Origin of the sequence: Romboutsia faecis, assembly GCF_014323405.1 — a bacterium.
GTDB classification, from domain to species: Bacteria; Bacillota; Clostridia; order Peptostreptococcales; family Peptostreptococcaceae; genus Romboutsia_E; species Romboutsia_E faecis.
On record NZ_JACRWE010000006.1, the window covers coordinates 49,375 to 67,735 of the forward strand.

The 18,361-nt window shown below is 27.7% G+C and carries 20 protein-coding genes and 1 CRISPR repeat array (1 of these 21 cut by a window edge); of the genes, 5 read left to right on the forward strand and 15 right to left on the reverse strand.

Features of this window, described 5'->3' with window-relative positions:
• Nucleotides 1-18: 18 nt before the first annotated feature.
• The 7 genes from H8923_RS12820 to H8923_RS12850 all read right to left on the reverse strand — a co-directional run bounded on the left by H8923_RS12820 (nt 19) and on the right by H8923_RS12850 (nt 7,715).
• A complete protein-coding gene (locus tag H8923_RS12820; protein WP_153972398.1) occupies nt 19-594 on the reverse strand; it encodes a helix-turn-helix domain-containing protein in 576 nt (191 codons plus the stop codon).
• 301 nt (nt 595-895) lie between these two features.
• On the reverse strand, nt 896-1,213 hold the full coding sequence (locus tag H8923_RS12825; protein WP_153972397.1) for a GNAT family N-acetyltransferase: 318 nt from the start codon (nt 1,211-1,213) through the stop codon (nt 896-898).
• Nucleotides 1,214-1,361: 148 nt separating this feature from the next.
• A complete protein-coding gene (locus H8923_RS12830; RefSeq protein WP_153972396.1) occupies nt 1,362-1,661 on the reverse strand; it encodes a hypothetical protein in 300 nt (99 codons plus the stop codon).
• 468 nt (nt 1,662-2,129) lie between these two features.
• Nucleotides 2,130-4,175 carry a beta-galactosidase gene (locus H8923_RS12835; RefSeq protein ID WP_153972395.1) on the reverse strand — a complete coding sequence of 682 codons (2,046 nt, stop codon included), beginning with the start codon at nt 4,173-4,175 and terminating at the stop codon, nt 2,130-2,132.
• A 15-nt stretch (nt 4,176-4,190) separates the two neighbouring features.
• Nucleotides 4,191-5,075: a sugar ABC transporter permease gene (locus H8923_RS12840; RefSeq protein WP_153972394.1), complete on the reverse strand. Its 885-nt coding sequence runs from the start codon at nt 5,073-5,075 to the stop codon at nt 4,191-4,193.
• A gap of 1 nt (nt 5,076) precedes the next feature.
• Nucleotides 5,077-6,387 carry a sugar ABC transporter permease gene (locus H8923_RS12845; protein ID WP_207707766.1) on the reverse strand — a complete coding sequence of 437 codons (1,311 nt, stop codon included), beginning with the start codon at nt 6,385-6,387 and terminating at the stop codon, nt 5,077-5,079.
• Between the two features lie 56 nt (nt 6,388-6,443).
• The gene (locus H8923_RS12850; protein WP_153972393.1) at nt 6,444-7,715 is read right to left on the reverse strand and encodes a sugar ABC transporter substrate-binding protein; all 1,272 of its coding nucleotides are present in this window, start codon (nt 7,713-7,715) and stop codon (nt 6,444-6,446) included.
• 315 nt (nt 7,716-8,030) lie between these two features.
• Here H8923_RS12850 and H8923_RS12855 point away from each other — a divergent pair, with 315 nt between their 5' ends.
• A complete protein-coding gene (locus H8923_RS12855; protein WP_153972392.1) occupies nt 8,031-9,029 on the forward strand; it encodes a LacI family DNA-binding transcriptional regulator in 999 nt (332 codons plus the stop codon).
• A gap of 74 nt (nt 9,030-9,103) precedes the next feature.
• Here H8923_RS12855 and H8923_RS12860 read toward each other — a convergent pair whose 3' ends face one another.
• The 3 genes from H8923_RS12860 to H8923_RS12870 form a co-directional block, all read right to left on the reverse strand.
• The gene (locus H8923_RS12860) at nt 9,104-10,141 is read right to left on the reverse strand and encodes an aldose epimerase family protein (RefSeq protein ID WP_153972391.1); all 1,038 of its coding nucleotides are present in this window, start codon (nt 10,139-10,141) and stop codon (nt 9,104-9,106) included.
• Nucleotides 10,142-10,232: 91 nt separating this feature from the next.
• The gene (locus tag H8923_RS12865) at nt 10,233-11,594 is read right to left on the reverse strand and encodes an MFS transporter (protein WP_153972390.1); all 1,362 of its coding nucleotides are present in this window, start codon (nt 11,592-11,594) and stop codon (nt 10,233-10,235) included.
• Between the two features lie 48 nt (nt 11,595-11,642).
• Nucleotides 11,643-13,460, reverse strand: coding sequence for a glycoside hydrolase family 2 protein (locus H8923_RS12870; protein WP_153972389.1), 1,818 nt, complete (start codon nt 13,458-13,460; stop codon nt 11,643-11,645).
• 213 nt (nt 13,461-13,673) lie between these two features.
• Here H8923_RS12870 and H8923_RS12875 point away from each other — a divergent pair, with 213 nt between their 5' ends.
• The gene (locus H8923_RS12875; RefSeq protein ID WP_153972388.1) at nt 13,674-14,603 is read left to right on the forward strand and encodes an ArsR/SmtB family transcription factor; all 930 of its coding nucleotides are present in this window, start codon (nt 13,674-13,676) and stop codon (nt 14,601-14,603) included.
• Between the two features lie 71 nt (nt 14,604-14,674).
• Here H8923_RS12875 and H8923_RS12880 read toward each other — a convergent pair whose 3' ends face one another.
• The 5 genes from H8923_RS12880 to H8923_RS12900 form a co-directional block, all read right to left on the reverse strand.
• Complete coding sequence (locus tag H8923_RS12880; protein ID WP_153972387.1) at nt 14,675-14,971, reverse strand: cupin domain-containing protein; 297 nt, start codon at nt 14,969-14,971, stop codon at nt 14,675-14,677.
• 32 nt (nt 14,972-15,003) lie between these two features.
• Nucleotides 15,004-15,639: a hypothetical protein gene (locus tag H8923_RS12885; RefSeq protein ID WP_153972386.1), complete on the reverse strand. Its 636-nt coding sequence runs from the start codon at nt 15,637-15,639 to the stop codon at nt 15,004-15,006.
• Between the two features lie 167 nt (nt 15,640-15,806).
• Nucleotides 15,807-16,073 carry a Mor transcription activator family protein gene (locus H8923_RS12890; protein ID WP_153972385.1) on the reverse strand — a complete coding sequence of 89 codons (267 nt, stop codon included), beginning with the start codon at nt 16,071-16,073 and terminating at the stop codon, nt 15,807-15,809.
• Between the two features lie 215 nt (nt 16,074-16,288).
• Complete coding sequence (locus H8923_RS12895; RefSeq protein ID WP_153972384.1) at nt 16,289-16,678, reverse strand: hypothetical protein; 390 nt, start codon at nt 16,676-16,678, stop codon at nt 16,289-16,291.
• 16 nt (nt 16,679-16,694) lie between these two features.
• Nucleotides 16,695-16,919 carry a LexA family protein gene (locus H8923_RS12900; RefSeq protein WP_153972383.1) on the reverse strand — a complete coding sequence of 75 codons (225 nt, stop codon included), beginning with the start codon at nt 16,917-16,919 and terminating at the stop codon, nt 16,695-16,697.
• A 273-nt stretch (nt 16,920-17,192) separates the two neighbouring features.
• On the opposite strand from H8923_RS12900, the gene H8923_RS12905 reads away from it, so the two are divergent.
• Genes H8923_RS12905 through H8923_RS12915 form a run of 3 tightly spaced genes read left to right on the forward strand, consistent with a single transcriptional unit; the run spans nt 17,193 to nt 17,826 of the window.
• Nucleotides 17,193-17,408 carry a DUF1659 domain-containing protein gene (locus H8923_RS12905; RefSeq protein WP_153972382.1) on the forward strand — a complete coding sequence of 72 codons (216 nt, stop codon included), beginning with the start codon at nt 17,193-17,195 and terminating at the stop codon, nt 17,406-17,408.
• Nucleotides 17,409-17,440: 32 nt separating this feature from the next.
• Nucleotides 17,441-17,668: a DUF2922 domain-containing protein gene (locus H8923_RS12910; protein WP_153972381.1), complete on the forward strand. Its 228-nt coding sequence runs from the start codon at nt 17,441-17,443 to the stop codon at nt 17,666-17,668.
• Between the two features lie 11 nt (nt 17,669-17,679).
• Entirely contained in the window at nt 17,680-17,826 is a 147-nt protein-coding gene (locus H8923_RS12915; protein ID WP_153972380.1) for a YvrJ family protein, read from the forward strand.
• A 147-nt stretch (nt 17,827-17,973) separates the two neighbouring features.
• Nucleotides 17,974-18,361: a CRISPR direct-repeat array (repeat unit 30 nt; unit sequence ATTTAAATACATCTCATGTTACTGTTAATC) (it continues 829 nt past the right edge of the window).

Consider the following 18,361-nt stretch of genomic DNA (forward strand, 5'->3'; position numbering starts at 1 on the left):
TTCTTATTAACTTAGCTATTAGAATAATATATATACCATAATTATTGCTATGACTATTGTTAATAAACTAAAACCTATTACAATTGCACATTTCTGGTATGGTCGCTTTCCATACTCCTGATGTTTTTGAACTTCATCCAAATTCTTTCCATCTAGGAAAGCAGCTATTTCTCTATATGTTTGGATGTTATTATTCTTTTTATATTTATCAACTTTAATAGCGTAATACATTGCTGCTATAGCAATGATGCTCCAAATTATAAAACCGTATTTTTCCATAAATTTTATAAGTGGAACAACGGATACCATAGTTAAAATAAACAGTATAGTGAAAATATTACCATCACGTTTAAATTTGTCAATATCTTCTTTTTTAATTTGCTCTTTCATTTCCTCAAGGTCTCCTTTAATTAATATGTCAAGAGAGACATTAAAAAGCGAACTTAATAATAATAAACTTTTCACATCGGGGTAGTTTTTATTATTCTCCCAATTTGATATAGTTTGACGAGATACAAATATCTTTTCAGATAATTCCTCTTGTGAAAACTTCATTTCAGTTCTATATTTTTTTATCTGTTTTCCAATTTCCATACAATGTCCTCCTGCACTATTATTCTATAATTTTGAGTAAATTTTCACTATCAAAAGTCCTTGATATTGCCTATTTTTACTATGTCAAAAGTATTTTACATGGTAAAGATACCTGTATTTATACAATAAAACGAATACTATCATATTTATGTTGAACAATAATTTCTATCTTAATTATAACATAACTTTTATTTTGTAAAGTGTGCACTAAAACAGGTATTTTTTGAACATAAAAATAGGATCATATTAATTTGACCCCTTTATATTCTTAATATATTAATATTATTCATTTAATCCAATCCTATTTTTTCATTATATAATTTGTTAATCTCACACCATTCCTATCTACAAATTGTTTTTTTATTACTATATATCCTCGCTTCTCAAAAAATGATTTCGAGGTTATTGATGCATGAGTTGTAATATGTTCCACATCATATTTCTTTTCTAATATATCGCAAAGTGCTGTTGCAATACCAATATTTTGATAATCCTTATGTACAGCCCATACATTTAACTGTTCTTCTGTATAGTCTTTTGAATTAATGTAATGAACAGTATTGTAAAATAAATCAGCAATTTCATTACAATCACTTGTTTTATATTCTCTTATTTCCATATCAATTCTCCTATTAAATTCGTATATAAGTTTATTTTTATGCTATATTAGCTTATCTATTGATAAATACAACAAAAATAACTGAATCTTATCAATTTCAATACTTTAGCTATAAGATACAGTTATTTTCTTATTTCATAATATATTATTATACATTTTTTTTCGGAACATTTCCTATAATACAATTCCCAAAGCATATATCTATTAGAGCCATCAAAAAACCTAAAATCAAACCAGCCATAGCATTACTAATACCTAATCTAATACTTAGTAAAACTGTTATTGATATTGCTAAGGCATGACCTACAAGATTTAAGATACTTCTATTTATATTACTTAATTTTTCTAAATCTCTTTGCATTGACTCAAATACACCATATATTTTGTAATTTAATATGTAAAATAAAAAATTAAAAATTAGTCGTGATAAAATTGTAGATATTATCATTTCCCATACACCCTCCACTTGCTTCACTTTTTTTATATATAATTTATAACAATTGTGTACTTTTATTATATACAATATTCAATTATCTTCCAATTATAAAAGGTTTCTTTAAATTTCAAGTAAAATACATTGTATTAATTTAAGTATTCTGTGAGCATATAGATTTATTTTTATAGGTGCAATTGTAATTAATATTCCCAGATAATATAAATGCTCAAAATAATTCATTTAAAGTATAGACATTTTTACATGATATACAGGTTGAAGATATTGTACACTAAAACAAATATTTTCTAGAACACTTATTTTTATAAGTTTTATCACTGTTTATTTTTATACATATAGTTAATATAACTTTAATTCACAAGCTCTGAATAGATTTTAAACTATCATAATTTCTATAAAAAAACAGCTGTATCTAAGTATTTCTACTTAAACACAGCTTCTGAGAAAGGGATTCATCAAATTTTATTTAGACTTTCTTAATACTAATACTTCATAAGGTTTTAGTACTCTACTACCTAAAACTTTTTCATTAGTAAGTAAGTCTTCATATAAATTATTTATTATAACATCTTGATTTTCTTCAGTGAAATTCATTACAAAATAGTATTTGTTAGTTTCATTTTCCCTTATTTGTATAGAAACACCTTTTGGGGATTCAAAGTCATTAGTTTCTATAAGATCTAAATCATTTACTATACTATCATAGAATTCACTTAAGAAATCTTGATTGGTTCTAGCACCTATAAAATAAGCTTTACCATTATCTAAAATATTCTTTGTTATAGCTGGAGTTTCTTTATAAAAATCATCTTTGTACTCAGCTAAAGATTTAGCTCCTAATAAATCTATAATGCTACAATAATCTTTTACTTCAAATTTTTTATTATTAAATTCAATACTATTTCTATCTTTTGGATATAAAGTATCTAGTTCTTTAACCTCTATTCCATATATATCTTTAAGATCTTTATGCCATCCTCCTAGATAAGTTAAATCATTTTCATTAACTAATCCACTAAGATAAGAACCAACTAAGTTCCCTCCATCTTTTACATATGATTTGAAGTTTTTAATAGTTTCTTCAGTCATAAGATACATCATTGGTGCAACTACTAATTTATATTTTGATAAGTCTGCACTTGGAGTTACTACATCTACAGATATATTTTTATTCCAGAAGTATTTGTAGTGTTCTTGTAATGTTTGAGGATATCTTTTTGATTCTAATCCAAATCCTTGTGCATCTTTTAATGCCCAGTCATTATCCCAATCGTATATAATTGCTACTTTTGACTCTTTCATACTTCCTTTTATATCTTGTAAGTTATTAAGTGCACTACCTACCTCTGATACTTCTTTAAATACTCTATTTTCAGAAGAATTATCATGGTCAACTACTGCCCCATGGAATTTTTCAGAAGAACCTCTAGATTTTCTCCATTGGAAGTATAATACACTATCAGAACCATGAGCTAAAAGTTGCATAGATGCAAGTTTATGCATTTTAGGTCTTTTTGCTTTATTTACATTATGCCAGTTAACTCCACTTGGAGTGCATTCCATTATTAAGAATGGTTGTTGCTTTAAGCTACGATATAAATCGTTTATAAATCCTACTTTTGCTGCTAAGTCTTGAGTTTCTTCCCAATCATTATGCCAAGCAGGATAGCAATCCCAACTTAATATATCTACATGCTTTGAAAACTTTTCATAATTAAGACTTTGGAATGGTATTAGGTCATCTGTATCTGCCATAAAGTTTGTAGTTATTGCTATTTCTGGTGTTATCTCTCTTAGTGGTTTTATTTCATTTTCATAAAAATCTATAGTTTGATCAGTTACGAATCTTTTCCAATCTAAGTTTAATCCATGTACTGCACCTTCTCCAATAGATGAAGGTGACTCTATTTCTGACCAATCTGAATATGAGTGACTCCAGAATGGTCCCCACCATGCTTTATTTACATTTTCTATAGTTTTATATTTATTTTTTAACCAAGTTCTAAAGTTTTCTTGGCATAAGTCACAGTGACAATCTCCACTAAATTCATTTGATATATGCCACATTATAAGTGCTGGATGATTACCATATCTTTTAGCCAATTCTCTATTAATTGCTTGTGTTTTTTCTCTATATACTGGTGAAGAAAAACAGTGATTATGTCTTCCACCATGATGCATTTTTTCTCTTCTTTCATTAGTTCTTAATACTTCTGGATATTTTTTAGACATCCATGCTGGTCTTGCTCCACTTGGAGTGGCAAGTATAATCCTACCACCTTGTTTATGTACATCATCTATAATTTTATCTAGCCATTCAAAATTATAGTTACCTTCAGTTGGCTCAAGTGCACTCCATGCAAATATACCTACAGACATTGTATTTACATTAGCCAATTTCATTAATCTCATATCATCTTCTAAAATCTCTGGATAATCTAGCCATTGATCTGGATTGTAATCTCCACCATGTAGTAATCTTTTTTCTTTATAATACGTATAATTCATATTTATATCCCCCGTTTATCCTTTTGTTCCACCTGCTGCTAATCCCGATACAAAGTGTTTTTGTAATGATAAGAATGCTATTACTATAGGTATACTAATTAATATTGCCCCTGCTGCAAATGTTGTATAACTAGCTCCCATTTTATCACTTACTAATTTATATAGACCGATTGGAAGAGTGTAAGCTTCAGGCTCTCTTAATATAACTGATGATAATGCAAAGTCACCAAGTGGTCCTGTAAATCCATTCATAGCTACAACTGCTAACATTGGTCTTGATAGAGGTAGTATTATTTGGAAGAATATTCTTGTTCTACTAGCTCCATCTATTCTAGCACTTTCATCTAAATCCATTGGTATTGAATCCATATATCCTTTTAAAAGATATGCATTCATAGGAATTTGACCTCCTACGTATATAAGTATTAAAAGCCAATGGCTATTAATTAAACCTAACATCTGTCCTAAAACGAATATCGCTGTAAGTGCTGAGAATTGTGGTATCATTTGTAAAAGCATAAATAACATTAAACCATTTTTCTTTCCTTTAAATCTAAATCTAGAAAATGCATATGCTGTAAATGATACTGATATTAATGAAAATATCATTGTAAATATACTTATCTTTAATGAGTTTAAATACCATTGTTTATAATGTAAGTTACCTTCTCCTGCAAATAATTGTGTATAATGCTCAGTTGTAGGATTTTCAGGTATAAGACTTGTACTTACTAAACTATTTCCTGGATTAAAACTAGCTCCTATTGTCCATAAAAGAGGGTAGATAATTATTACGCATACTACAATTAATAGTAAATACGTTAATGCTTTTTTTAAATTTCTTTTGCTCTTTGAGCTAAGTTTTGAACTTGTTTTTGGTGTTTTGCTTAAAGCATCCATTTTATACTACCTCCTTAAATGATTTTGTTCTTCTAAACTGCCATATAGCTATTCCTATAACAAATATTGACAGTAAAAGAGTTAATGCAGCTGCTAGTGCATATTGACCAGATTGCATTGTTAATTTATATATCCAAGATACTAATATATCTGTTCCACCTGCTGTAGAGTTTGGTACAGCTGGTCCCCCTGCGTTAAATAGATATATTATATTAAAGTTGTTAAAGTTAAATGTATATTGTGTTATTAGTATTGGAGCCATTGAATATAAAACTAATGGTAGTGTTATATTCTTAAACTTTTGTATAGCCGTAGCTCCATCTATTGTTGCTGCTTCATATAATTCTTCAGGTATTGATTGAAGTACACCTGTTGTTACTATAAATATATAAGGGAATCCTAACCAACCTTGTACCATAAGTAATGCAAGTCTTGTAAAGTTAGCATCTGTTAACCAAGGTACTTCACTTAATCCTAACATAGGAAGTATTACATTATTCATAGCTCCAAATGTATCATTGAACATTCCTGTAAATATAAGTATCGTTACAAATCCAGGAACTGCCCAAGGTAATACTAATATAGTTCTCCAAAACTTCTTAAATCTTATTCCTTTTTGATGAACTACAACTGCTAAAAATATTCCTATTGCTATTTGAATCGTTGATGCAACTAAAGTCCAAACTACTGTCCACCCAAGTACATCAAAGAATGTTGTTCTCCATATTTCTACTGTAAATATATCTTTTAATGTTTCAAGCCCTACCCAGCTAACTAAGCTAGCTGGTGGACTGTGATATAAATCATAGTTTGTAAATACTAAAGCAAAACTAAATAATATAGGGAATATTACAGAAAATACTAGAAGTATAAAAGCTGGACTTGTTATAAAGTATGGATAGCCTTCTTCTAAAAGTATTTGATATTGTTCTCTAACTGAGTATACTGAAAATCCATCATCTCTTCTTTTCCCATTTGCATAAGCATCTTTTAAATTTAAGTAGTAAAATAGTAATCCAAATGCAGTTACTATAATAGCAATTAAGCCTTCAGCCAAAAGGAATATTGAATTATCTCTTGGTACTTGTTCTCCTAGGGTAAAAATTCCCCAATATCCCATATTAAATAAATCTTTAAATACAAATATAAATGATAAGAAAAATCCTAAGAAAACTAATCCTTTTACTATTTGTTTGTTATATATCTGACCTAGTCCAGGTACTAAAGACAATAACATTGCTTTTTTTCCATGCTTAGATTTTTTTATGTTATCGAACTTAGATTGTACTTGGCTAGTATGTTCTCCTACCATGTTTTATATCCCCCCTTATTTAGTAAAAAGTAAAAATAATGTCTATTATTTATATATTATTTTTTAATTGCAGATATTGTGTTTTTAATAGTTGTTACAGCATTGTCTAAAGCATCTTTAGCATTAGCTTTTCCTGTAGCTATTGTTTGAAGAGCTGCATCAATTGGCTCCCATACAGAGTTCATTTCTGTTATACCAGGTGTTAATTCAGCATATTGAGATTGTTCTGCAACTGCTTTAGCACTTTCATTGCTTGTTACTGATTCATCTTCAGCTAATGCTTTTATTGCTGGAACTTCTTGAGTTATTTCGTATCTAGCTTTTGAATTTTCTTCATTTGCTAAGAACTCAACTAATTCTTCAGCTAACTCTGGATTTTTACTATATGAACTTACATTGTAGCTTTTTACTCCTATTAATGATCCCATATGTTCTCCATTTGGTAATGTAGGTAATTCTTTAACACCATAGTTTATTCCAGCTTCTTTATAAGGATCTATATTCCAAGGACCAGATATTACAGCAGCTGCTTTACCTTCAGTAAATAATGAATCTAAAGTGTTTATACCTTGTTCCCCTACTATTCCTTTAGGGAATACTCCACTATTATAAAACTCTGCTATATACTCTCCTGCTTTTACAGCTCCTTCATTATTAAGTCCTAAATCTTCTGCATTAAAGCTTCCATCAGCATTTTTTCCAAATATATATCCATCAAATCCACTCATAACACCTTGTGCATAGTATATTTGATCCCATAATGCTAATAATCCGTATTTTCCATCTTTAGTTGCTGTTTTAGAATACTCTAACCATTCATCAGTAGTTTTAGGTAATTCTTCTTCAGATATTATATCTTTGTTGTAGTATAATATTTGAGTTTCGACAGCCTTAGGAAGACCATAAACTTTTCCATCTATTATTTGAGACTCCATTGCTGAGTCTGTGTACATTTCTTTTGTTTTTTCATCTATATCTAATTCTTTAAGTAATCCAGATGTAACTGCTGTTCCTATTTGGTCTCCTGGTATTGTTATTACATCAGCCCCAGAACCTGCTGGTCCATCTAACCTTAAATCTTCTATTTGATTTGCATAAGTTTTTTCAACTACTTTTATTTTTACTCCCTTTTCTTCTTCAAACTTCTTAACTGCTTCTTCTATTCCTTTAGACTTACTTTGGTCTTCCCAAACTAATAAGTCATATTCTGAGTTGTTTTTAGTTCCTGATGAAGTTTTATTATCATCATCACCTGTTGTAGGTCCACATCCTGTCATACCTACTACTAAAGCTCCACATAATATTAATGAACAAATTCTTTTGAACATATTTTATTCCCCCTAGTTATTTTGAAATCGTTTTCTAATATAAGTATATATTAAGTAATTATATTTTGTAAATATATTTACTAATTTTTTTCTATAAATTAGTAAATACTTTAACTTACAACTTAATTATAATATTATATTCTAACTATTATCAAGCAATTTTCTTATTAAAAATCAATATTTTTATAAAATATCTGTCTAAGCTTATGTCTTTTTAGTAAATATATTTACTAAATTCTTTAAGGAAATTACTTTACTAAATATACATAATATAGTTATAATATACTTATAAATAAAAAATTAACGGAGGTTATCATGGTCACTATAAAAGAAATTGCTGAAAAATCTGGTTTTTCTACATCTACAGTTTCAAGATTATTAAATAATGATAACTCTTTATCAGTCTCACCTAAAACTAAGAAAAAAATTTTAAATACTGCTCTTTCGCTAGGATATGAAAGAAAGTATATAAAAGCTATTATAGAAAAAATTGCATTACTATTTTGGATTACTGATACAGAGGAGCTAGAAGATGTATACTTCAAAGAGATGCGTATTCAACTTGAAAAATATGCAAATGATAAGAATATGGAATTAGTTGTTGTTAAACAACAAGATGGTATTAATAAAATACCAAATGATATAAGTGGTTTTATTGCTGTTGGTGGTTTTTCTAATGAAGAAATAAAAAAGCTACATGAAATTACTGAAAATGGTGTTTTTATAGACTCAAATCCAAATCCGGATTTATTTGATTCTATACAACCTAATACACCTAGAATAACGCAAAAAGCAATTGAATACTTTGTAAAATGTGGCCATACTAATATTGGTTTTATCGGTGGTACATATTTCAATCACGATACAAATACACATGAAAAAGATATAAGAGAAATTTCATTTAGAGACTATATGTCAAAATTAAATCTACTTAATGAAAATAATATATTTATAGGACCAAAATTCTCTGTTAATAATGGATATGAATTAACGAAAAAAGCTATTGAGGATTTAAAAGAAGATTTGCCAACTGCTTTCTTTGTTGCATCTGATGCAATAGCTATTGGCGTACTTCAAGCACTTAATGAAAATAATATTTCTATCCCTCAAAGGGTTAGTATTATCAGTATAAACAATATTGATATTGCAAAATATGTTTCTCCTCCTCTTAGCACTTTCCATATAGATATCCCCGAATTATGTAAGACTTCTATTTCATTGTTGTCTGAACAAATAATTGAAGAAAGAAAATGTAAAAAGACTGTTCTTTTAAATTCAGAGTTGGTTTTAAGAAAAAGTTTTATTTTAGAATAAAATTAGGCTACTAGATATTTTCTAGTAGCCTTTATATATTAATTTCACTATAGCTATTAACCATTTATTTAATCTTAAATAGAAAATTTGTATATAGTTTTTTCTTTATAAATATCTGATTTTTTTAATATTACTGAAGGAAAATTAGTACATTCCAATGAATTTGGGAAATATTGAGTTTCTAGACATAATCCTGTTCTTTTAGTATATTTAGTATTGTTCTTTCCTAAATCTCCAGATAAAACATTTCCACTATAAAATTGAATTCCAGGACATGTAGTGTAAATATCCATTTTAATCTTACTTTCATCACCTAAAAGAAAACCTACATACTTTAACATATCTTTAGAATCTAAAACAAAGTTATGGTCATATCCTAAACCATTTTTTAATTGATCATGATCGTCCTCTATATTAAGCCCAATCTTTTTACATCTTCTAAAATCAAATGGAGAATCTTCAACATTTAACAGCTCACCTGTAGGTAAACAATTTTTATCATTTTCAGTGTATAAACTTGAGTTTAATTTTAAATAATGATTTAATATACTTCCTTTATTCTCTCCATTTAAATTAAAGTAACAATGATTAGTTAAATTTACTATTGTATCTGAATCACTAAAAGCTTCATAACTTATAGTCAACTCATTATTATTATTAAATTCATATTCAACCTTTACATTTAGATTACCTGGATATCCTTCTTCTAGATGTTTCGATATTCTTGTGAAGATTAACCCATTTTCTTTTATGCTATAATCCCAAATATATTTATCAAACCCTTTTTCCCCTCCATGTAAATGATTTGGTCCATTGTTAATAGCTATATTATAAACTTTATTATTTAGTATAAATTTCCCATATCTTATTCTATTTGCGTGTCTTCCAACTACTGCACCTAAATATCCATCATTATTTTCATACTCTTGAATTGTATTATATCCTAAGCATACATCTACTAAATTATTATCTTTATTTGGAACTACTATTGATGTTAGCGTACACCCATAATTTAAAACTGTAATATAAGATCCATTTTTATTTTCTATTTTAAATTCATATACAATTTCTTTATCTTTACTTAATCCAAATTTTCTTTTACTAATCTTCATATCGTATCCCCCAATTTATGTTTATAATTTAAAATAAATAGAGAACTTTTCAGCTCTCTATTTATTAAGGTAAATATTATAATTATATAATTTATACTGTTCTTCTACTTTCTAGTATTTGTAAGTCTTTTTTGTACTCATCTTCAGTGTACTTATATGTTGATAAAATTATAAGTCTTAAAACCGAACCTACTATAGGTACAATTGATATTGCTAAAAATAATCCATTAAGTGTTTGTGCTGACTGTACTGTTGCATTAGCATTATATCCTATCATTGTTAATATAACACCACTTAAAGCTCCTGATAAAGCTGCTGCAAGTTTACCTGTGAAAGTTTGTCCACTAAATATTATTGCCTCACATCTCTTACCAGTTCTTGCTTCACTGTACTCTATAGTTTCAGCTATCATTGTTGACATTAATGGTCCAGCTGCTGCATGTAAGAATTGTGTTATTCCAAGCATTATCATTAACACTCCTACATTTGAGTAACCTAGCATATAAAGACCAACTCTTACAACTATATCTACTGATACTATAGTCATTAATATATGTTTCTTTTTAAACTTCTTAGTTAACATTGGTATTCCAAAGAATCCTAAAGCACTTGCAGTTCCTACAAATCCAAATATACTCATAAGCTCTGCATTGTTCATGTTATATGTAAAGAAATATATAACCATTCCATTTACTATGTTCATAAATAAATTTAATGAAAATACCCCTAACATTTTAAATAAATGTTTATTAGTTTTTAATGTATTTATGACATCTTCTTTTGTAACCTTTTCTGCTTGTGTTGGTTCTACTCTTTCTTTTATTGTAGAGTATCCAAACATCATAAATGCATATCCAACTAACATTATAGCAGCTACACCTAATAAATAACCTTTAGATGCTACACCTCTACCAAGTAATACTACAAGTGGAGGTAATACAGAACCTACAATACCAATCCCTGCAAATACACCTAAGTTAGCTGCTGTTACTAAACTAGTTCTTTCTTGTGGATTGTCAGATATAACAGCTGATAAAGACCAAAAAGGAATATCAGATATTGTATAAACAGTTCCCCATAATATATATGTAATACCTGCATAAATTACCTTACCACCTGTTGATACATCCGGTGATACAAAGCATAATACTGTTGAAATAATTATAAGTAAGGGTGCAAACTTCATATATCCCTTAAATTTACCAGATTTTGTTCTTCTTGTATCCATAAATCCTGCTACCATAGGGTCATTTACAGCATCCCAAACTCTAGCAATTAAGAAAATAGCACTTGCTGCTGCAACAGATATCTTTAATATATCTGTATAGAAAAATAGTATAAATGATCCTACTATTCCGTAACTAAAGCATTGTCCAAAGCCATAAGCAAAATATCCAACATATTCTTTTTTACTTACAGCATCATAGTTTTTATCAGTTTTTACACATTCCATAATTTTATTTCCTCCCCTAAATAATTTAAAATTTCTTATATCTATTAATTATTTGAAAATAAATCCTAAATTATGGTTGTACTCTAATATTTCTCTTATCTTTTTAGGATCAAATTTGTATTGATGATTATGATCTAGTAGACCATTTATTTCTTGTTCAACATCTGAAAGCTGTGTATAACAGAATCCGCAAACATCATTAATATCCATTACAACTTTTGTTAGCTCTTCAATCTTATTTATTACAGAATCCATACTATTTAGTCTTTCTCCATATCCCCAAGACTCCTCAGTATCATCTTTATTAGTATTATAAGCAACTCCACCATATTCACTAATCATTATAGGTCCATTGTTGTATTTATAGCCTTCGCTATAACATCTTCTTGTGCTCGTTTTAGATGGTGATCCATTTGTTGCTTCATCTATATTTTCATAGCTTTTAGCCATAGTATCTTTATCTGAATTATAATCATGGATTGTTAATATATCACTTATTGTATGTTCCCATCCATCATTACCTACTACAAGCCTTGAATTGTCTAAAGACTTTGTTAAATATACTAATGCATTTACAAAGTTTTGTTGCTTTTTATCACTATATACTTCATTTATTCCCCATGATTCATTTAAAAGTGTATAAACTATTACAGAAGGATTATTGTAATGCTTATCTATAAATGAATATAATTCCTTAGTTATATTTTCATTTGTTTTATTACTATACTCAAATGTACTTGGCATTTCTGCCCACATAACAAGACCTAAAGTATCACATAAATACATAAACCTATTATCTTCAATCTTTTGATGTTTTCTAGCTCCATTAAATCCCATTTCCTTTATCTTTAATACATCATCTTTTAATTCTTCTGGCGTTGCAGTTAATCCACCATCTTTAAAGTATCCTTGGTCTAATATTAATTTTTGGTAAAATTCTTGATTATTTAAATATATTTTTCTTCCTATAGATTCTACTTTTCTCATTCCAAAATAACTATCTATATAATCAAGTGTTTTATCATTTTTGCATAACTTAAACTTTATATCATATAAATTTGGTGTATTTGGAGTCCAAAAATTCAATCTAAAATCAGGAGATTCACTACTTACATCAACTGTTAACCTTGCTCTATTTGATTTAAAATTAGTTACAAATTTATTTATTAACTCACCATCAAAATATACTTCACCGTAAAGATCTACATCTTTATCATCATCACTTATTAAAATATCTAAATCTATAGATGCATTATCTATTTGTGGAGTCATCTTAATATCTGTTAAGTATATTTCTCCAACTTCTTCTATCCAAACTTGTTGCCATATTCCAACAGTTCTTGTGTACCAGCATAAAAAGTTTTCTTTTTTCCAAGATTGCTTACCTATTGGCTGAATGCATAAGTTTCTATCTTCAACTCTTATATAGATTGTGCTATCTTCTTTTAAATGATTTGTTAGATCAACAGTAAAAGGAGTATGTCCCCCTATATGTGTAGCTATATGATTTTCATCAATCCAAATATCACATTTGTAATCTACTGCTCCAAAGTTTAGTATATATCTCTTATTTTCTTTAATATCTATTTTTAAATCCTTTTTGTACCATACAATTTGATGGTCTTCATTTAGATGTATACCAGAGTTTTTCGTATGATAACTATAAGGAACAATAATCTTTCTATCAAAGAAATTATTGTTCATAAAACTTTTTTCAAATTGTCCTTTATCTTCATCATCAAAGGCAAACTCCCATTCCCCATTTAAATCTATCCAATTGCCTCTTATAAATTGAGGTCTCGGATAATGTAACTTATCTAAAATAATAATCCCCTCCTTATTTTCATTAACTAAATCATTAATCAAATATCCTATTTTAATTACTATATTCGCATATTTCACTATTGTAATTAACTTAATAGGTATTCTATTAACTTTTTAGTTAATCTTATATCTTAAATATAAACTCACTTTTTATTTTTGTCAACGTTTTCCTTTGTATTTTTCTAATTTTTTCCTCGAAAGAATAAATATAATATTATGTATGATATAATAGGAATATGAAACGGAGGTAGATATATGGAAAATATACATGGTGATAAAAAGTACATAAAAGCTTTAGAAAAAAACTTACCTTTTTTCCAGGCACTTGCTAGTGAAACTAGATTAAAAATTATTTCTTTAATTCAAAATAAAGAAATGTCTATTAAAGAGCTAAGTGCTGCCCTTAATATTTCATCTGCCGTAGTTACTAAACATATAAATATATTAGAAGAAGTTGACATCGTAGAATCTTACTCCCAACCTGGCGTAAGAGGTCTACTGAAATTATGTAAAATAAAAACTAGTGAAGTTCAAGTTATACTAAATAATAATTACGAAGAAGATACTAGAAAATTTACAGAAATAGATATTCCAATAGGAGCATATTCATCATTTAAAATATTTCCACCTTGTGGTCTTGCTTCAAAAGATAAATTATTTGGTGTTTTAGATGACCCTAGATATTTTGCATCACCAAATAGAATGGATTTATCTATAATTTGGTTTACTTGTGGATATATAGAATATCCTATACCAACTTATGATATTAATTTTAGTAATTTAGATGAAATAGAAATCTCTTTAGAAGTTTGCTCAGAGTTTCCTGGATATAATAACTCATTTAAATCTGATATTTATTTTTATTTAAATGATATGCTTTTAGGAAAATGGACAAGCCCTGGTGATTTTGGTGATAGAAAAGGTGTTTTCACGCCAAGTTGGTGGGATCTTGGAAGCGAATACGGTTTACTTAAAACAATAAAAATAAACGGTAACGGTGTATACCTAGATGGAATAGTTCTATCTGATACTCCTTTAAGTGAGTTTTTTAAAGAAGACATCGATAATCTAACATTTAAAATCGAATGTCCTGTAGATACTCCAAATCCTGGTGGTATTAATATTTTTGGTAAGAATTTTGGTAATTTTGATCAAAATATTAAAATTAAATGCCTTTATAAATAAAGAAATGTACTATACATGTGTTATTTAGCCATGAATAGTACATTTTTATTATAAATATTGTTTATTTATTATTAATCTAGTGGTTGTGATATAGTAACCAACACCTTGCTACAAACTCTAGCTATAACATTATGCGTAATTCTTGCGTCAAAAGGTAAAAAATCGCCTTCTTTAAGCTCGAATTTTTCACCATTTTCAAACTCTATATCTAAAATTCCACTTACAACTTGAATAGTTGCAAATCCATTATGTGAATGATTAGGTAGACCTTTGCCTTCTTCAAATTTAAAAAATAATGTTTTAAACTTTTCATTAACTACTAAAAATTCTCTATTTGTATCTATTTCATTAATATTTATTATTTTCATAGCAATACCTCCATGTCATTTGTATTTTATATTTACTTTCTCTTTATTATACTAATTCCATCACTATTTTCAGTATATTCAAAATCACTATTCAATTCATTTACAAAAGCTTTTATCCATAAGCATCTTAATTTATAGAATATATTAACATCTCCATTTTCTTTATTCCATATATCTTTATGGACACATATTCTTCTTCTGTACTCTACACAATCATCTTCAGATATAATAATTTCATTTACCCTATCGCATGGCATACCATCTAATATATAGTCATTAATGCTATTGTATATTTCCTTTGCATTTTCAATTACTTGATTAGATTTTACTTCTTTTGCTGCTTTTATACCTTGTTCTATATATATTTTCTCCATTTTTATAATAGATTGTTCATTACTATTTAGTATAGTAGTAGTCCACGTAGCCATTCTTCCTTCTGCAGAATGTATTTTACTTTGTAGCCAGCCATGTATGTTTTTTGTATCTATCATATCTTCTAGGTTTTTGTTTGGAAGTTTTTCACCATACTTTAAATTAATTTCATTACTTAACTTTTCTATATCTAGATTTTGTTCATTTGCTAAATTTATTATTTCACTTTCTAATCCTTCAAACCATAAAATTTTATTAAATAACCAATAATGTATCTTTCCTAAAAATAAACTCATTTTAATTCCTCCTATTTTTAAGTTGATTTGTATCTATTGTGTTGCTATATCTACAGTATAAAGTAATTACATTTAACTTACTGTAACACAGGTTACAAATAAAAAATAATGAATGAAATATTAATTCCATCCATTATTTTAAGCATTTCCTTTATATATAAGTTAAATTATTGCTGATTAATTATTCTTCTAACATGAGCTTCACTAATATTGTACTTTCTAGCGATACTTTTATAATCCCCATTGAAAGAGTCCTTAAGAATTCTATTTCTAACTTCTCTAGTTAAACACCCTTCTACTGGTACATATACAGTACTTCCACCCACATATCTAACTAATTTTTTATATGCATCTATTCCTATAACTTCAGCTATATCCCTAAAGCTTTTTGGTATATCCTTTATAGTTACTTCTTCTAACATACTATCTCTCATAATAACTCCCCTTTCTTACCATAAAATTAATTATCTCACTAATCTATCATATTTATATAAAAATTCTCTACTTTAATCATTCAACTATACTATCTTTATAACACCATTTTCCAATTTATGTTATAATAAACTAAATGGCATATATTTTACAAACTTTATTTCAAGATAAGTTTTTGCCATGGACAGGTAGGTATTCGCCCTATCTACTTGTCCGATTAAAAAACTTTAAAAACCTTAACTTTATTAGTTTTTAAATACTTATTAGCCAAATCCGGATTATCTAATTTAAATTTTTTTAAATCTAAACTATTCCTACTAACTGATTTCCAGGTGATTTTTCTTTCCTTACAAAATGCAGTTTCATATTCTTTCATTTCATTTTGTAAAAAATGTTCTATGTATGCTTTCTTAAATTCTAACCTCGATATGTTATCAATAATTTCATCATATTGCTCTATAGTTTCGTAAATATCGTCTTTTAAAATAATAGTTTCATCTATAGATTCCTTATATACCTCTTTTAAAAATTGCCCACATTCCTTTGTTCCAAATGGATACTTATTATCATTCATTGATTTATTAAATAAGTTTTTTAACATGCCCATACTTATCCCCCCCTATTTATATTCTTCCTATTCTTATTGTTCTTGGCTTATTACTTTCTCTTATTATTTTTCCAGATTCCACTAAACCATCTATATGTCTTTGAATTGTTGCTGGAGATTTTACCCCCACTAGTTTTACTAATTCTCTAACAGTTGGAGATATCCCAAATTCATCTATATATCCCTTTATCTCTGTAAAAACCTTTTCTCTTGTTACAAGCTCTTTATCTAATCTCTTCATTTTTATACCTCCTTTACCAATTTAATTAAATAATATCAGTATTAAAAACAAATTACAATATTTTTGGTGAAATTATACGAACATACGTTCGTATAATCATTTTACATTTTTCTACATTTTTTTTCATTCCATTTTATTTTTTATTATTTATTTCTAACTTCTTGATAATTTATTGCTACCAATATTCCTATCATAAATTACAACTACAGAAAAAATTAAAATAGTATTCTTTTATCAAAGGCAAAAGCCTTACATAAAAAGGAGGTAGATACAATGGCAACAGAAATAAAAAATGCTTCTTCACTAAAATTACAATTTAACAAAGGACTAGGTCCAAATGGAAAGGCAGTTATGGGAAGTAAAACTTTCTCTAACTTAAAGGAAAGCTCATCAGCTGATGATATTTTAGAAGTTGCAAATGCAATTGGAAACTTACAAAAGCACGATTTATACGACGTCGTGAAAATCGACTATACATCAATATCATAAAACAATATAAAAATATAAGGAGGTAATTGATAATGGATACTGTTTTAAAATTAATAATGACTTTTAAATCTAAAGGTGATAAAACTGTTAACTTAACAGTTGATGATCCTAAGGATAGTTTGACTGAATCTGAGATAATAGATGCTATGAATTTAATAATTGAGAAAAATATTTTTTCTCCAGATAATGTTGATTTAAAGGAAGTTGTAAAAGCTAAGGTTGTTCAAACTGATACTACTGAATTTGACCTTAAGTTATAGGAGGTAGTTTTATGGATAATAATTTCTTGACTATTATAGCTAATGTTGGTTTTCCAATTGCTCTTTCTATGTATCTTTTAGTTAGGATTGAAGGAAAGCTACAGGTGTTATCTGATAGTATAAATGAATTATCTTCTGTTTTGGTTAATTTTAAGTAATAAAATTAAGGGTGGGACTTATTGTCCTGCCTTTTTTACATTTTGTTATTATTAATTTATACATATTTTTAATATTAAGTATGGTTCATTTAATAATACTATTTTATTAAAATATATCCATCAAATAAAACTTCATTAAAAACATAGTTTCGAATACATCTCATGTTACTGTTAATCCGGGCGCAAGGATAAGAAAGTATAACTATAATGACAATTTAAATACATCTCATGTTACTGTTAATCGGAGCAGATGATCCAGCTAAGATTAAATCTATAAAGAATTTAAATACATCTCATGTTGCTGTTAATCTTTCTTATAATACGATTCTTTCAATTCTTCTACACATTTAAATACATCTAATGTTACTGTTAATCAGACAATGTAGTAAAAGTTATATGTGATGCTCTCAAATTTAAATACATCTCATGTTACTGTTAATCATGCGATAATGTTGGTGCTTATATGACGTATTATAATTTAAATACATCTCATGTTACTGTTAATCTGAAAATATGGAGTTTGTTGAGGTTCAAG

What these genes read in the sequence shown, in the direction of transcription:
- H8923_RS12820 (WP_153972398.1), bottom strand. Translation starts at nt 594, where the DNA reads ATGGAAATTGGAAAACAGATAAAAAAATATAGAACTGAAATGAAGTTT.
- H8923_RS12825 (WP_153972397.1), bottom strand. Translation starts at nt 1,213, where the DNA reads ATGGAAATAAGAGAATATAAAACAAGTGATTGTAATGAAATTGCTGAT.
- H8923_RS12830 (WP_153972396.1), bottom strand. Translation starts at nt 1,661, where the DNA reads ATGATAATATCTACAATTTTATCACGACTAATTTTTAATTTTTTATTT.
- H8923_RS12835 (WP_153972395.1), bottom strand. Translation starts at nt 4,175, where the DNA reads ATGAATTATACGTATTATAAAGAAAAAAGATTACTACATGGTGGAGAT.
- H8923_RS12840 (WP_153972394.1), bottom strand. Translation starts at nt 5,075, where the DNA reads ATGGATGCTTTAAGCAAAACACCAAAAACAAGTTCAAAACTTAGCTCA.
- H8923_RS12845 (WP_207707766.1), bottom strand. Translation starts at nt 6,387, where the DNA reads ATGGTAGGAGAACATACTAGCCAAGTACAATCTAAGTTCGATAACATA.
- H8923_RS12850 (WP_153972393.1), bottom strand. Translation starts at nt 7,715, where the DNA reads ATGTTCAAAAGAATTTGTTCATTAATATTATGTGGAGCTTTAGTAGTA.
- H8923_RS12855 (WP_153972392.1), top strand. Translation starts at nt 8,031, where the DNA reads ATGGTCACTATAAAAGAAATTGCTGAAAAATCTGGTTTTTCTACATCT.
- H8923_RS12860 (WP_153972391.1), bottom strand. Translation starts at nt 10,141, where the DNA reads ATGAAGATTAGTAAAAGAAAATTTGGATTAAGTAAAGATAAAGAAATT.
- H8923_RS12865 (WP_153972390.1), bottom strand. Translation starts at nt 11,594, where the DNA reads ATGGAATGTGTAAAAACTGATAAAAACTATGATGCTGTAAGTAAAAAA.
- H8923_RS12875 (WP_153972388.1), top strand. Translation starts at nt 13,674, where the DNA reads ATGGAAAATATACATGGTGATAAAAAGTACATAAAAGCTTTAGAAAAA.
- H8923_RS12880 (WP_153972387.1), bottom strand. Translation starts at nt 14,971, where the DNA reads ATGAAAATAATAAATATTAATGAAATAGATACAAATAGAGAATTTTTA.
- H8923_RS12885 (WP_153972386.1), bottom strand. Translation starts at nt 15,639, where the DNA reads ATGAGTTTATTTTTAGGAAAGATACATTATTGGTTATTTAATAAAATT.
- H8923_RS12890 (WP_153972385.1), bottom strand. Translation starts at nt 16,073, where the DNA reads ATGAGAGATAGTATGTTAGAAGAAGTAACTATAAAGGATATACCAAAA.
- H8923_RS12895 (WP_153972384.1), bottom strand. Translation starts at nt 16,678, where the DNA reads ATGGGCATGTTAAAAAACTTATTTAATAAATCAATGAATGATAATAAG.
- H8923_RS12900 (WP_153972383.1), bottom strand. Translation starts at nt 16,919, where the DNA reads ATGAAGAGATTAGATAAAGAGCTTGTAACAAGAGAAAAGGTTTTTACA.
- H8923_RS12905 (WP_153972382.1), top strand. Translation starts at nt 17,193, where the DNA reads ATGGCAACAGAAATAAAAAATGCTTCTTCACTAAAATTACAATTTAAC.
- H8923_RS12910 (WP_153972381.1), top strand. Translation starts at nt 17,441, where the DNA reads ATGGATACTGTTTTAAAATTAATAATGACTTTTAAATCTAAAGGTGAT.
- H8923_RS12915 (WP_153972380.1), top strand. Translation starts at nt 17,680, where the DNA reads ATGGATAATAATTTCTTGACTATTATAGCTAATGTTGGTTTTCCAATT.